The 14,220-nt window shown below is 71.3% G+C and carries 11 protein-coding genes; 4 read left to right on the top strand and 7 right to left on the bottom strand.

What is annotated here, in order from left to right:
• Positions 1-126: 126 nt before the first annotated feature.
• The 3 genes from ACWEIJ_RS14660 to ACWEIJ_RS14650 are packed head-to-tail and all read right to left on the bottom strand — an operon-like array spanning position 127 to position 4,771.
• Positions 127-1,248, bottom strand: coding sequence for an aromatic ring-hydroxylating oxygenase subunit alpha (locus tag ACWEIJ_RS14660; RefSeq protein WP_449837659.1), 1,122 nt, complete (start codon positions 1,246-1,248; stop codon positions 127-129).
• On the bottom strand, positions 1,245-3,689 hold the full coding sequence (locus ACWEIJ_RS14655) for a GcvT family protein (RefSeq protein WP_449837658.1): 2,445 nt from the start codon (positions 3,687-3,689) through the stop codon (positions 1,245-1,247). Before ACWEIJ_RS14655 ends, ACWEIJ_RS14660 begins: the two co-directional genes overlap by 4 nt.
• Positions 3,686-4,771, bottom strand: coding sequence for an S-(hydroxymethyl)mycothiol dehydrogenase (locus ACWEIJ_RS14650; protein WP_449837657.1), 1,086 nt, complete (start codon positions 4,769-4,771; stop codon positions 3,686-3,688). Before ACWEIJ_RS14650 ends, ACWEIJ_RS14655 begins: the two co-directional genes overlap by 4 nt.
• 232 nt (positions 4,772-5,003) lie before the next feature.
• Between ACWEIJ_RS14650 and ACWEIJ_RS14645 the strand changes: the two genes are divergently transcribed.
• The 3 genes from ACWEIJ_RS14645 to ACWEIJ_RS14635 all read left to right on the top strand — a co-directional run bounded on the left by ACWEIJ_RS14645 (position 5,004) and on the right by ACWEIJ_RS14635 (position 7,466).
• Positions 5,004-6,062: a hypothetical protein gene (locus ACWEIJ_RS14645; protein WP_449837656.1), complete on the top strand. Its 1,059-nt coding sequence runs from the start codon at positions 5,004-5,006 to the stop codon at positions 6,060-6,062.
• Positions 6,059-6,577 carry a GNAT family N-acetyltransferase gene (locus ACWEIJ_RS14640; protein WP_449837655.1) on the top strand — a complete coding sequence of 173 codons (519 nt, stop codon included), beginning with the start codon at positions 6,059-6,061 and terminating at the stop codon, positions 6,575-6,577. Before ACWEIJ_RS14645 ends, ACWEIJ_RS14640 begins: the two co-directional genes overlap by 4 nt.
• Before the next feature lie 118 nt (positions 6,578-6,695).
• The gene (locus ACWEIJ_RS14635; protein WP_449837654.1) at positions 6,696-7,466 is read left to right on the top strand and encodes an Asp23/Gls24 family envelope stress response protein; all 771 of its coding nucleotides are present in this window, start codon (positions 6,696-6,698) and stop codon (positions 7,464-7,466) included.
• Positions 7,467-7,503: 37 nt separating this feature from the next.
• Here ACWEIJ_RS14635 and ACWEIJ_RS14630 read toward each other — a convergent pair whose 3' ends face one another.
• From ACWEIJ_RS14630 to ACWEIJ_RS14620, 3 genes are read right to left on the bottom strand one after another with little or no spacing between them, the layout of a single operon-like run.
• Complete coding sequence (locus ACWEIJ_RS14630; protein ID WP_449837653.1) at positions 7,504-9,387, bottom strand: GH36-type glycosyl hydrolase domain-containing protein; 1,884 nt, start codon at positions 9,385-9,387, stop codon at positions 7,504-7,506.
• A gap of 3 nt (positions 9,388-9,390) precedes the next feature.
• Positions 9,391-11,685: a VIT domain-containing protein gene (locus ACWEIJ_RS14625; protein WP_449837652.1), complete on the bottom strand. Its 2,295-nt coding sequence runs from the start codon at positions 11,683-11,685 to the stop codon at positions 9,391-9,393.
• Entirely contained in the window at positions 11,682-12,221 is a 540-nt protein-coding gene (locus ACWEIJ_RS14620) for a MerR family transcriptional regulator (protein ID WP_449837651.1), read from the bottom strand. The genes ACWEIJ_RS14625 and ACWEIJ_RS14620 overlap by 4 nt, the downstream gene beginning before the upstream one ends.
• Before the next feature lie 133 nt (positions 12,222-12,354).
• Between ACWEIJ_RS14620 and ACWEIJ_RS14615 the strand changes: the two genes are divergently transcribed.
• Positions 12,355-13,482: a BMP family lipoprotein gene (locus tag ACWEIJ_RS14615; RefSeq protein ID WP_449837776.1), complete on the top strand. Its 1,128-nt coding sequence runs from the start codon at positions 12,355-12,357 to the stop codon at positions 13,480-13,482.
• 3 nt (positions 13,483-13,485) lie between these two features.
• Here the strand turns inward: ACWEIJ_RS14615 and ACWEIJ_RS14610 are convergent, their stop codons facing one another.
• Positions 13,486-14,175, bottom strand: a complete 690-nt coding sequence (locus ACWEIJ_RS14610; RefSeq protein WP_449837650.1) for a TetR/AcrR family transcriptional regulator — start codon at positions 14,173-14,175, stop codon at positions 13,486-13,488.
• Between the last annotated feature and the right edge of the window lie 45 nt (positions 14,176-14,220).

Genomic DNA, 14,220 nt, shown 5'->3' with positions numbered 1-14,220 from the left:
ATTTCGACGGGCAGACGGGTGCATCGCGGTGCCGGACCCGCGTCCTCGTACTGGTTGTACGGGGGCGCGGGGCCGGTGCCGCGAGGCGCCCTGCTGAGCGCCGGAAGACGCGGCGGAGGTTGCCGGTCACGGCACTTGCACCTCCCGCACCCACCGGTGGAACTCGCCGATGTGGTGCTCCGACGGCACCAGCACGCCGCCGTCGCGGTAGGCCCGCGACGACATCGCGGGCTGACACCGTTCGCACGCCTCGAAGTCCTGCTCGTTGACGCGGTGGAACAGCTCGACCGACCGCGACACGTCCTTGCCGGTCGCGACGACGTCCTTGGCGTAGAGCCAGTCGCACTCGACGATCGTGCGGTCGGCGGCGAGCGGGAACATCCGGTGGATGATCACGTGGTCCGGCACCAGGTTCACGAACACCTGCGGCCGCACGGTGATCGCGTAGTACCGGCGGTCCTGGTCCGCGTCGACCCCGTCCAGCCGCTCGAAGCCCTCGCCACCGTCGATGGTGAAGCCCTTGATCTCCTCACCGAACACCGCGCCGTGGCCGACGTAGTACTGCGCCGCGTAGCCGTCCGCGAACTCCGGCAGGACCTCCGTGAGCTCCGGGTGGATCGTCGCGCAGTGGTAGCACTCCATGAAGTTCTCGATGATGAGCTTCCAGTTGGCCTTGACGTCGTAGGTGATCCGCCGGCCGAGACTGAGCTCGCTGACCTGGTAGTTGCCGATCGCGTCGAGGTTGCCGAGCCGTTCGCGGACGTCGCGCTGCACGGTCTCCTCGAACGACGGCGGATCGGGTGCCAGGCACAGCCACGCGTATCCGAGCCATTCGCGCAAATGGACGGTCTTCAGGCCGTACTCGACGCGGTCGACGTCCGGCATCGACGTGAGGTTCGGCGCGGCGATCAGCTTGCCGTCCAACGCGTAGGTCCAGGCGTGGTACGGGCACTGGAAGTTGCGTCTGACCGTGCCGGACTCCTCGACGCACAGCTTGGCGCCGCGGTGCCGGCAGATGTTGAGGAACGCGCGCAGCGACCCGTCGCGCGACCGGGTCACCAGCACGCTCTCCCGTCCGATTTGGACGGTGCGGAAGTCGCCGGGGTCCGGCAGGTCGGCGCCGCGGACCGCGCAGAACCACATCCGCTCGAAGATCTTCTCCTGCTCCAGCTCGAACACGGCCGGATCGGTGTAGGTGTGGCCGGGCAGGGTCGGGACGAGGCTCGACGGGAGTTCGGTGCGGGTCATGACCGGATGCGCCTCATCTCGGGGTCGAAGAGCGGTTCGGAGGCCACGACGGCCTGAACCCGGTCGCCGAAGTACTCGATCTCGACCGGCGTTCCGGCGACGGCGACCTCGGCGGGCAGCCACGCGTAGGCGATGTTCTTGCCGATCGAGTAGCCGCGGGCGGCGCTGGTGACGTACCCGACCGGCGCCCCACCGGCGAACACCGGCTCCGAGCCCATGACGACCTGGTAGTCGTCGTCGATCGTCAGACAGGTCAGCTTGCGCGTGACCGCGTCCTCGGAGCGGCCTTCCAACGCCGTGCGGCCGTGGAAGTGGCCCTTGTTCATGCGGACCGCGAACCCCAGTCCCGCCTCGAACGGGTCGTGCTCGGCGGTCACGTCAGCACCCCACGAGCGGTAGCCCTTCTCCAGCCGCATGCTGGTGAACGCACTGCGCCCGGCCGCGATCACGCCGTGCCGCTGACCGGCCTCCCACAGCGTGTCCCACAACCGGCGGCCCAGGTCGGCGGTGGTGTAGAGCTCCCAGCCCAGCTCACCGACGTACGACAGGCGCATCGCGGTCACCGGCACGTCACCGATGAACGCCGGCTTCGCCTTGAAGTAGCCCATCGCCTCGTGCGAGAAGTCCTCGCGCGTCAACGGTTGCAGGAGATTTCGCGCTTCCGGTCCCCACAGGCCGATGCAGCACGTACCGGGCGTGATGTCGGTGATGTGCACGCCGCCGTCGGCCGGCAGGTGCCGGCGCAGCCAGTCGAGGTCGAGCGGGCCGTTCGCGCCGACCTGGAACCGGTCCTCGCCGAGCCGCGCGATCGTGAGGTCGCTGCGCACTCCCCCGTCGGAGTTGAGCAGCAACGTGTAGACCACCGCGCCGGGCCTGCGGTCGAGCTGGTTGGTGGTCATGGTCTGCAGGAACGTCAACGCCTCCCGGCCGCTGACCTCCAGGCGTTTCAACGGCGTCATGTCGAACATGGCGACCCGCTTGCGCGCCACCAGTGCCTCGGCACCGGCGATCGGCGACCAGAACCGCGCCGCCCACTCGTTGCGTTCGCCGATCTCGGCGACCTCGGGCAGATTCGCGTTGGCCTCGTACCAGTGCGGCCGCTCCCAGCCCGCCGCCTCCAGGAACACCGCGCCGAGTTCCCGCTGGCGTTCGTGGAAGGGGCTGGTGCGCAACGGCCGCGGCCGTTCGGCGGGCTGCAACGGGTGCAGGACGTCGTAGACCTCGGCGAAGCTGCGGCAGCTGCGTTCCAGCACGTATCCGGGCGAGCGCTGGACGTCCTCGAACCGGTTGAGGTCGCAGCCGTGCAGGTCGATCTTCGGGTGGCCGTCCACCAGCCACTCGGCCATCGCCTTGGCGACCCCGGCGGAGTGCGTGATCCACACCGCTTCGGCGACCCAGAAACCCTTGAGGCCGGGGTGTTCGCCGAGCAGCGGGTTGCCGTCCGGGGTGAAGGAGAACAGGCCGTTGACGCCCTCCTCGACCTTCGAGTCGCCGAGCACCGGCAGCAGCCCGACGGCGGCGTCCCAGGAGTTCTCGAAGTCCTCGGGGGTGAACGCCAGCTCCGACGGCATGGTCGGTGCCGCGTCGAAGTCGAGGATGTCGTCCGCCGAGATCGGCATCGGCCGATGCCCGTACGCACCGATGCCGATGCGGTCGACGTGCTCGCGGAAGTAGAGGTCGGCGTCCTGGTGCCGCAGCAACGGCCTGGACATCTCGGTGAGCTCGGTGTTGACGCCCTTGAGCGCGGGCAGCGGTGCCGTCTTCGCGTACTGGTGGGCCATCGGGACCAGCGGGATGTCGAGTTCGACCATCCGGCCGATCCGCGGCCCCCACATGCCGACGCACGACACGACGATGTCGGCGGGGAACGTGTCGTGCTCGGTCACGACGGCTTTCACGCGCCGGCCGGTGCGTTCGACACCGGTGACCTTGTGGTGCGCCAGGAACTTCGCTCCGCGGTCCATCGCACGTCTGGCCTGCGCCTCGGCCGCTCTGAGCGGCTTGGCGAGCCCGTCGCCCGGGATGTGGAACCCGCCGAGGATCCTGGCGGGGTCGAGCAGCGGGTGCAGCCGGGCGCACTCCTCCGGGTCGCGCAGGAAGCTCTCGACGCCCCACGACGTGGCCCAGCCGTGGCGGCGCTTGAGGTCGGTCCAGCGTTCCGGGGTCGTGGCGACTTCGAGGCCGCCGAGCTGCTGGAAGCACCACCGGCCGTCCAGCGTCAACGCGGTGTACTTCTCGACGGTGTACTGGGCGAACGAGGTCATCGTCTTGCAACCGGTGGTCTGGAAGACCAGGCCGGGCGCGTGCGAACTGGACCCGCCGGTGGCGAACAGCGGTCCCTGTTCGAGCACGGTGACGTCGGTCCAGCCGCGCGCGGTCAGCTCGTCGGCCAGCGCGCATCCCACGATGCCCGCGCCGATGAGCACGACGCGGGGGTTCACAGGACCACGACCGAACGCAGCACGCGGCCGTGGTGCATGTCCTCGAACGCGCGCTCGACGTCCTGCAGCCCGATCGTCTCGGTGACGAACGCGCCGAGGTCGAGCCGTCCCTGCAGGTGGAGGTCGATGAGCATCGGGAAGTCGCGGCTGGGCAGGCAGTCGCCGTACCAGGACGACTTCACCGCGCCGCCGCGCGAGAACACGTCGATCAGCGGCAGCTCGAACGTCATGTCCGGCGTCGGCACGCCCACCAGCACGGCGGTGCCGGCGTGGTCGCGGGCGTAGAAGGCCTGGCGGAACGTCTCGGGCCGGCCGACCGCGTCGATCACGACGTCCGCGCCGTTGCCGTCGGTGAGCTCCCGGATGGCCTCGACGACGTCCTGCTCACGCGCGTCGATCGTGTGGGTGGCGCCGAACCGTTGCGCCCACTCGAGTTTCACCGGGTCGAGGTCGACGGCGATGATCCGGCGCGCACCCGCCAGCCGCGCACCCGCGATGGCCGCGTCACCGACACCACCGCAGCCCAGCACCGCCACGCTGTCGCCCCTGGTCACGGCACCGGTGTTGATCGCGGCACCGATGCCCGCCATCACGCCGCAGCCGAGCAGCCCCGCGACCTGTGCGGGTGCCCGCGGGTCCACCTTCGTGCACTGTCCACTGTGGACGAGCGTCTTCTCGGCGAACGCGCCGATGCCCAGCGCCGGGCTGAGCGGGGTGCCGTCGGCCAGGGTCATCGGCTGGGCGGCATTGTGGGTGTTGAAGCAGTACTGCGGCCGTCCGCGCAGGCAGGAGCGGCACGAGCCGCACACCGCGCGCCAGTTGAGGATCACGAAGTCGCCGGGCACCAGGTCCGTCACGCCGTCACCGACGGCCTCAACGACACCCGCCGCCTCGTGCCCGAGCAGGAACGGGAACTCGTCGTTGATCCCGCCCTCCCGGTAGTGCAGGTCGGTGTGGCAGACCCCGCAGGCCTGCACCTTCACCAGCGCCTCGCCAGGCCCGGGGTCCGGCACGAGAACGGTCTCGACCGAGACCTCGGCCCCTCGCCCCACCGCCACGACACCGTTCACCGCATGTGCCACTTGCTTCTCCTGACTCGCCAGGGGGGCATGTTCCGCAATGCGCAACGCTGTTCGCATTGTGCAACTGCGGCCATCACGGTGCGGCTCGCCTGGACCGTTGTCAAGACTCCGTCGCTCGGACGGCCGCATCGGCGCGCGCGGTAGGGTGCCGCGAAATTGCGTTGATGTGATTCGTTCCCCGGTGTGCGCTTCGACCGGTGCCCCTGAACACCGCAGAGGACGGAGAGGACGAGTGAGCTCGTACGAGGCCGGCCAGACGACCGGCCACGAGACGGCGCTGGGCCGGCTCAAGACCAAGAAGGCGCAGATCCTGTACGCGCTGGAGCACGTACCGCGCGGGAGCACGGTCGAGGACGTGCGGCGCTGGCTGCACCGGCACGGCCAGCTGGTGCCGAGCCGGCCGTACGCCACGCCGATCGTGAACGAGTGGCGCGCCCGCAACGGCGTGACGGACACCGGAGGGCACGTGCCGCTCACTCCGGAGCTGATCGCAGAGCTGGAGGAGGCGGAGACCGCGGCGGACGTCCGCCGGCCCGCAGAGCCCCGCAGCACATCTCACGACGCCACCGAGCCGCGCCGCGGTGCCCACCAGCCAGACGAACTTCCCCAGCCCGCCGCCCCCGCGCAACCCGTGGGCGCCAAGGGCTTCTACGCGGTCGCGCTGCTCAGCATCGGCGTCAGCGTCGACACCTCGTGGCGGTTCTTCGCGCTGCGCCTGGGCATCACCGACGCCGTGGAGCGGGTCGTGCTGTTCTCCGTCATGGAGTCCGCGCTGGTCGCGTGCGGCTGGGCGATGCGCGCGGGCGTGCGCCGCGACGGCCGTCCCGGGCCCGCCCGGCTGGTGGCGTGGGCGCTGACGGCGTTCGCCGCCTTCGCCGCGATCAGCCTGTCGGGTCCGGTCGCCGGTGCGGCGCGGGTTCTGCTGGGGCCCGTGCTCGGGCTGGTGATGCTGCACCTCGCGCTCGGCATCGAGATCCGCGCGGCACGCCGGCGCACCACCACCTGGGCGCGGGTCGGCCGTGAGCTGCGAGAACGCCTCTTGTCGTTGCTGGGCCTGGGAGACGACCACCGCGACGCCCTCGCGCGCACCCGCGACCGGGCCGCGCTGCGGGCGGCGAAGCTCGCGTTGTCGAGCCGGTGGACACCCTTCCGGACGTCCCGGCTGCGCAAGGCGCTGCACGCCTCGCACGTCGCGCACGACCCCGCCCAGCGCGACCGGATGTTGCGCGAGCTCGGGGTGCTGCAGCACGCGCGGAAACTGGCCGAGACCACCCAGCCGTCGCCGTGGTGAGCTTCGTCGAGGACACCGGGCTCGCCGCGGAGATCGCCGACCTGGTGAACCGCGTGTACGCCGAGGCCGAAGCCGGGCTCTGGCTCGACGGCGCCACCCGCACCAGTGAAGCCGAGGTCGCTGATCTCATCCGCGCCGGGCAGATCGCGGCGGTCGGGTCAGGCGGTCGCGTCACGGGTGCCGTGCGGCTGCAGCAGCTCGACGACGAGCTCGGCGAGTTCGGCATGCTGGTCGCGGCACCCGAGGCGCGGGGTACCGGGGTCGGCCGCGACCTCGTTTCCTTTGCCGAGCAATGGGCACGCGAGCGCGGCCTCGCCCGGATGCAGCTGGAGCTCCTCGTTCCGCAGACCTGGGATCATCCGGTCAAGGAGTTCCTGCGGGACTGGTACACGCGCATCGGCTACCGCGTCGTGCGCAAGGGCGACCTCGCCGAGGACCACCCGGCGCTGGTGGCGCACCTGGCCTGCCCGTGCGACTTCCTCGTGTTCCACAAGGACCTCGACTCGTTGAGATAACAGGGAAATCTCGAAGTGGCGCAGACGGTCACAGGCCTCGCCGGGCTGCCTATCATGGCGCCGTCTGTTCACCCCACCTCCCTGCGCGCAGCGCTCTCGAAAGGGGCACCACTCCCCCATGTCCGAGATCATCAGCACCTTCTTCAGCCGGCCCCGCAACGACATCCCGGGCACCGCGGAGGAGGCCACGACCCCCGCGTCCCTGCGGGTCGACGACGCTCCCGCTGAGGCGGTCACCGAGGAAACCGTTGACACCGAAGCGATTCCGGCCGAGGGCGAAACCGCCGAAGCCACCGCGGGGGAAACCGGCGCGGACGACGAGCTCGCGCCGGAGGCCACCGACGAGGACGCTGACGACGAGGACGCCGACGCGAAGACCGACGAAGACGCCGTCGCGGAGTCCACCTCGGACGAGGACGCGGTCGCGGAGACCGGCGAAGACGCCGCAGAGGAAGACGAGAGCGCCGAAGAGGACGAGCCCGTCCTCGAAACCGAAGACGCCGCAACCGAAATCGAGGACGCCCCGGTCGCCGGCGAGGTCGACGTCGAGGCCGAACCGATCGCCGAGGAAGCACCGCAGAGCCGCCCCGCCGCGAGCAGCCGCGGCAGCGTGACCCTGAGCGACAGCGTCGTCGCGAAGGTGGTGACCGTCGTCGTCGGCAGGATCGACGGCGTGCACGGCCTCGACGACGAAGGCGTTTCCGTCGCGGTCGAGGACGACGTCGCCACCGTCAAGGTGTCGCTGGTGATCGAGTACGGTCACGCGATCAAGGCGCTGGCCGAGCAGATCCGGGTCGACGTGATCGAGGCCGTCGAGCAGTTCCTGGGCTACGACGTGGCGGCGGTGGACGTCCACGTCAGCGACATCCACGTGCCGGACGCCCTCTGACCTCCGCCTGACTCGGTCCTGGGCGCGCGGGACCGAGTCAGGCGCCGGGTTCCACCCCGTGCAGCCGCAGGTAGCCGAGCAACGGCTGCGAATGGCTGTGCAGGTTCGCCACCGGATACGCCTGCATCGCCACGCCGGCGTCCGGCAGCGCCCACGTCTCGCCGGGACGGTCGCTTTCCGGTCCCAGGTAGCAGTCCGGCCCGGACAGCGTGCCCATCCACGTGCCGGGATAGGCCACCGTGTGCGCGTGCAGCGTCATGCGCCGCCACTCGTCCCACGCCAGGTCGAGGTCGTACCGGGAGGCCGCCCAGACCAGCGTCATGTTCACCGAGAACCACACCTGGCTCGACGGTCCGGCCGGCCACCGCAGCCGCGCGCCGAGCGGCGAACCCCGCCGGCACTTCTCGTCGATGGTGGCGAGCAACGCCCGTGCCTGATCAGGTGTGGCGGCACCGCACAGGATCGCCCACGGCTGCACCTCCAGCCACAGGTCCCGATCACCGACCACCGCGCCGGGGCCATGCGCGCGCCGGAACCAGCGGCCGTTCCACTCGCCCGCCACCCGTGAACGGAACTCGGCCGCGCGCCGCCGTGCCTCGTCCGCCGTGGCGGAGTCGCCGAGCCGCGCGGCCAGCCCCGCGTACACCGGGAGCACCCAGGCGGCCATCGCCGAGTTGAGCACCGACTCGCCGCGCTCGATCATCAGCTCGCGGTCCACTCCGGACTCGCTGATGGCGAGGTCGTTCCAGTCCGCGTTGAGGATCCGCACGTGCCCGTGCTCGCCCACGCCGACCTCGTCGACGAAGAACCGGAACTGGCGGCGCAGGTTCTCGGCCAGCGGCACCGGATCCGCGCCGTGGCACGGGTGGTACGGCACCGGTTCGCCGAACGCGGCCAGGTCGCCGGTCGCCGCCGCGTACTCGGCGGCCAGCCAGAGCGCCCACAGGTTCTGGTCGGACGGCCGGAAGAGCTGCGTCCACGGCTGCTTGCGCCCGTCCAGCGCGTACGGCAGGTCGCCGTCCGGACTGCCCCACGCACACGTGTTGCGCAGCACCGACAACGCCAGGTCCGGTTCGAGGTGCACCAGCGGCAGCGCGTGCTGCAACGGATCCCTCGCCGCGCCGTTGAACCCGTGCCGGAACGCGTACGCCGAGCCCTGGTTCAGGGTGTGCCCGCCGAGCACGCCGTCGACGCAGGCGCCACCGGTCAGCAACGCCACGTGCCAGCCGATCTCGTCGGCCGACGGCAGACGGTTCCGCAGCCGAGTCAGGCTTTCCTCGTACACCGCCGCGAGATCGGCGGGACCGTCGAGGAGCCCGAACCGGAACCACACCGCGGTGGACGCTCCCGGCGGCAGTTCCAGCGGAACCTCGACCGCCAGCGGCCCGGCGGCGGTCGAGACCCGTTCCGCACCGGACTCCAGCCCCACCACCGGCCCGTCCGACGCGATCCCGGGTGACGGACCGAACTCCAGGTCGACCAGGCGCGACCGCACCTCCCACTCCTCGGTCAAGGCCCTCCGGAGCACCGCCTCGCCCCGGTTGGTCACGACGACCCTGATCAGCACCCACGGCGCTTCGCCTTCCGGGCACAGGACCGTGCGCTCGATCTCGGCTTCCTCGTCGGAAACCGTGACGCGGAAGAAGGTGGGGCCGAAGAGCTTCACCTCGGCGGCGTCGGTGGCGAGCGCGCCGAACCGGCCGACGCCCGTGTGCTCGGCGAGCCAACGGCAGTCCCGGTGCTCGTCCCACAGACCGGCGCGCCCGTCGGAGTCGGCCACCAGCGTGATGCGGCGGTTGCCGACGTGCACCCGGTGCCGGTCCGACGGCGGGTCGATGATCGGGTCCCACGGCCGGGGGCCTGCCCGGTAGGAGAACGCGGGCAGGCCCTCGGCGGTCGTCCACTCCCCGAACGCGCTCACCGTTCAGCGCCAGAAGCTTCGACGCCGTTGCGGCACCTCGGTGAACTCCCTCAGCACCTGCAGTGCCCGTGCCCACAACTCGTCCACGTCGCCGCCCGCGCCGAGGTCCGCGACCAGGCGGCGCAACGGCTCGTACTCGGGACCCTGCTGGGCGGCCACGAGAATGCCGAGCCTGCTGGCGAGATCGGCGAGCAGGTCCTGGCGTTCCCAGGCGGGACGTCCCGCGTCCCGCTCCAGGCGTCGCAGCTCCAGCGCGGCGATCTCCCGCAGCTCCGCCGGGTCGCCGGAAACCGGCATGGGCTCGACCACCCGCTTCGGAGCCGAGAGCCGGCGAACACCGCGAGGACCGCTCGCCAAGTCCCGCGGCGCGGAAGGCGGCGCGGGTGCGAACGGCGCGGCACCCCCCGGCGCCGCCCCGTACATCGCCTGCGGCGCGGCTGCCAGGGAGATCGGCGGGCGCATCGGCGTCCACCCGTCGGGCGGCTCGACCGGCTGCACCACCCGGTGCACGGTCCCGTCGGACACGACCCGCTCGTCCACCGCCACAAAAGCAGTGAAGCGGCACAACACCCCGAACTGCAACGAGATCCGCACGATCTCCTGCTCGACCGACCGGTTACCGGAGGCGTACCGGTCCTCCAGGTCGCGCAGAGCCGCACGAGCCCACTGCGCCCGGACCGCGGGCTCGGTGCTCTCCACCACGGCCACGGTCTCCTGCCACTCGGAACCGTCCCGAGCCCGGCCCCGCACGACGAAGCCGTCCGGCACTGCCCCGCGATACCGCCCGAACACCACCAGCGGCACCCCGGGATAGATCGCCGAAGGCGGCCGCGGCAGGGCCGAAGCGGGCGACACCACGACGTCCGTGACCACGGGCGCACCGATGCGGCGCTGGATGTGCGTCATCGCCTCGTCCAGCCGATCCTCGCTCTCCACGAGCTCACACCGCCCGGCACCGGCGGCCGCGAGCCGGCCGAGGAAGCCCGCGTTCACCGCGGTGTCGATCCCGACGGCGTGCACGCGCGTGCGGTTGACCAGAGGCGCGATGGACCGCAACAGGTGATCCTCGTTGCCCACCTGCCCGTCCGTCACCAGCACCAGCACCGGATCGCGGTCCTCACCGGCGCCGGCGAGCAGCCGGAGTCCTTCCTGCAGCGGCGCGAACAGCTCGGTCCCGCCCCGTGCCTCGACGCCCGCCAGGTGCTCGACGGCGCGGAACCGGTGGCGGTCGCTCGCCGCGACCAGACCGGCCCCCAGGTCCGGGCGTCCCACGCGGTCGTCGAACGTGATCACGGCGAACGTGTCGTCCGCGGTCAGCGTGTCGACGATGCGGGCCGCCGCCCGCCGGGCCGCGACCATCTTCCAGCCCGCCATGCTGCCGGACCGGTCGAGCAGCAGCACGACGTCCCGCCCGCGGACCGGGCCGGTGGCGTCGGGCGGCAGGACCGTCAGCTGGTAGGTGCCCTCATCGGAGTCCACATCGGACACGCACACGGCAGCAGAGCCGGCACCCTCGTAAGCCAGCCGCAGCACGAAGTCCCGGTCCACCCGCTCACCCGGCTCGACCGCCAGGGAACTGCCTTCGCGGACCACGGTGTGCAGGCTCGACCGCACCTCTCCCAGCGAGAGCCCGGCCGGGTCGATCTCCACGCCGATGCTCAACCGCACCGGGTTCGGGAACCCGGGCAGCAGCACCGGTGGCGTGATCCGCGAGGCGTCCGGCACCAGGTCGGTGTCGGGCGCGTGCCCGTCACCGACGGACGGTCCGTCGAGCGGACTGCCCGGGATGTACCGCGGCGCCACCACCAGCGGGAACCGGAACGTGGCCGCGCCGTCCTCGAACACCAGCGGTCCGGCCAGGCTCAGCTCCACGCTCACCCGCGCGCCCGCCGGGATGTTGCCCACCCGCATGGTGAAGACGTCCGGCCGTTCCTCCTCGACGATGGACGCCTGCCGGCCCGCCGCGATCGCCTCGTCGTAGGCCTGCCGCGCCTCGCCGCGTTCCCGCAGCGAGGCGATCACCGTGCGGTCGTCGGCGGTCATCTTCATGCCGGTCACGGCGGCGCGGTCCGGTAACGGGAACACGTAGGTGGCTTCGAGGGCGGTGTCGAAGGTGTTCACGAAACCGGTCGTCAGCACGACGCGGCCGAGCAGGCCCGTGATCGCCGCCCGCACGTCGAGGCGCTCCAGCGGCAGGTTGCCGCGTTCGGTGCGCAGTGCGCCGATGCCGGCGTCCGCGATCGCCCGGCCGATGCGGTCGGCTTCCGCGGGCTTCATCGGGGCGGCGGAGAAGGTCATGACGGTTCCCTTTCGGTGAGCAGGCCACGGGCGGCGAGCAGGTCGAGCAACGGCCGGGCGGCGGCCGCGATGTCCGCGCAGTCGGCGGCGCTGGGCGAACCCGGCACCAGCACCACCACACCGCCTTCCAGCGCCACGCCGTTCAGCGCGACCGCGGGCCGCACGGGTTCGGCCCAGAACCGGGGACGGACCGCCGAGGCGGGCGGTGGATCACCGGAGTCGAGCAGCCCGTCGGGAACGCGGGCGATCCCCGCCAGCGCCGTGTCGGTGGCACCGGCGAGCGAAGCCTGGATCTCGGCCAGCGTCCTGCCCTGCGACTGCAGCCGTTTCACGGCCACGAGCTGCAGCAGGTGGCGCCGGTCGTACAACGCGGTGCGGCCGCGCATCGCCGACGGCCGGTCGACCAGGCCCGTCGTCGCGTACCAGCGGACGGCCCGCCGGTCGGGCACGTCCCGCACACGACCGTTGGGCGCGCCCGAGTACTCCGCCGTCAGCGCGGCGGAGACGCGTTCCAGCAACTCGTCGAGCGTCCACACACTGCGATACTGACACTGCAACCGTGACAGCGTCAATGTCCCAGTGGATGAACGCTCAACCGGATCGATCACGGCGGGAGGTACCGTCCGCGCTGAAACCGAGCAACAAGGGGGACGAGCCGTGCGCCGTCACATCCGCGGCACCGCCGCTGCCGCGATCGCGCTGACCAGCCTCGTGGTGGTCAGCGCCTGCGCGAAGGACTCCGGTGGTGGCACCACCACCTCGGCCACCGGCACCGCGTGCGAGTTCTCCACGCCGCCCAGCGCGCCCACCACCTCCAGCACCGCCGCCGCCGACCAGGACAAGGTCGACGGCAGCGCGCTGAAGATCGGCCTGGCCTACGACATCGGCGGCCGCGGCGACGCGTCGTTCAACGACCTCGCCGCCGCCGGGTTCGACCGGGCGATCAAGGAGCTGGGCGTCAAGAAGGAGAACACCCGAGAGCTCTCCGCCGCCCCCAACGAGGACGAGGCCGCCAAGCAGACCCGCCTGCGCCAGCTCGCGTCCGAGGGCTTCAACCCGATCGTCGGCGTCGGCTTCGCGTACACCGAGTCGCTCAAGGTCGTCGCGCCGGAGTTCCCGAACGTCAGGTTCGGCCTGGTCGACTCCGCCGTGGACGGCGCGCCCAACGTCACGCCGCTGGTCTTCGCCGAGCAGGAGGGCGCGTTCCTGGCGGGCGTCGTGGCCGCGTACCAGAGCAAGAAGTGCCACGTGGGCTTCGTCGGCGGCGTGGACATCCCGTTGATCCAGAAGTTCGAGGCCGGATACGTGCAGGGCGCGAAGACCGCCGCACCGAAGATCCAGGTCGACAAGAAGTACATCACCCCGGCCGGCGACTTCACCGGGTTCCAGGACCCGACGAAGGGCCAAGAGGCCGCGAAGGGCCTGATCGACAAGGGCGCGGACGTCGTCTACCCGGCCGCGGGCGCGTCCGGCATCGGCGTCTTCGCCGCGGTCAAGCAGGCCGGTGTGCTGGCGATCGGTTGCGACGCCGACCAGTACAACCAGCCGGCGCTCGCCAACAACAGGGACGTCATCGCCGCGTCGAGCCTCAAGCGCGTCGACGTCGCCGTGTACGACTTCTACCGCGCCGCCGCGAAGAACGACCTCGCCTCGTTGCCGAAGGTGTTCGACCTCAAGGTGAACGGCGTCGGCTACGCGGCGTCGGGCGGCAAGGTCGACGCGAAGCTCCAGGGCGTCCTGGAGGGCTACAAGGCCCAGATCATCGAGGGCAGGATCAAGGTCGCGGACAAGCCGTAGAGTTCAGCTCTCCAAGCCCCGCAGCAGAAGCCGCAGGGTGAAGTCGAACCGCTCGTGCCCGTCGCCCGCGTTGATCCTCTCGACGTGGGCGACGGTGTGCGGGAAGCGGCTCACCGGGAGCATCCGCAGCCGCGCCACCATCTCGTCGCGGTCCACGACCCCGCGCAACGACGCCTCGAACGTGTAGGCGCTCACGTACAGCAGCGCGGCGTCGATCGCCCACGCCGCGGGCTGCGGCGCCACCCCACCGGCCAGCAGGATCGCGAGCATGCCCTCGGTGATCCGCAACGTGTCTAGGTTGTTCGGCGGCGCGGACAGCGCGGCCCGCGCGATGCCCGGATAGCTCAGGAACTGGTCACGCAGCTGCGCGCAGACGTCGACGAACTGGGCGCGCCACCGCGCGGCGTCGGGCGCGGGCAGCGACACGTTCCGGCTCAGCGTGCCGATCAGCAGGTCGTCGAGCTCCGCCTTGTTCCGCACGTGCGCGTAGAGCGAGGCCGGGCCGGTCTCCAGCGCGGCGGCGACGCGCCGCATCGTCAGCGCGTCGAACCCCTCGGTCTCCACCAGCCGCAACGCCGTGGTGACGATGCGGTCGACCGTGATCGGCTCCTTGCGCGCAGGGGCCGAGTCCTGCTCCAACGCGGCGATCTGGGACGCCCACTCGTCGCGTGACGTAACCCGCTTTCGGTTCATGAGCCCTACCCTACCAGTTGACACGAACAGCGTTCGTACGTAGAA

Source organism: Lentzea sp. NPDC004789 (assembly GCF_053601075.1).
This window is presented reverse-complemented; position numbering and strand designations above follow the sequence as displayed.

Coding starts and splice junctions, on each gene's coding strand:
- ACWEIJ_RS14610 (WP_449837650.1), bottom strand. CDS start 14,175: ATGAACCGAAAGCGGGTTACGTCACGCGACGAGTGGGCGTCCCAGATC.
- ACWEIJ_RS14660 (WP_449837659.1), bottom strand. CDS start 1,248: ATGACCCGCACCGAACTCCCGTCGAGCCTCGTCCCGACCCTGCCCGGC.
- ACWEIJ_RS14635 (WP_449837654.1), top strand. CDS start 6,696: ATGTCCGAGATCATCAGCACCTTCTTCAGCCGGCCCCGCAACGACATC.
- ACWEIJ_RS14625 (WP_449837652.1), bottom strand. CDS start 11,685: ATGACCTTCTCCGCCGCCCCGATGAAGCCCGCGGAAGCCGACCGCATC.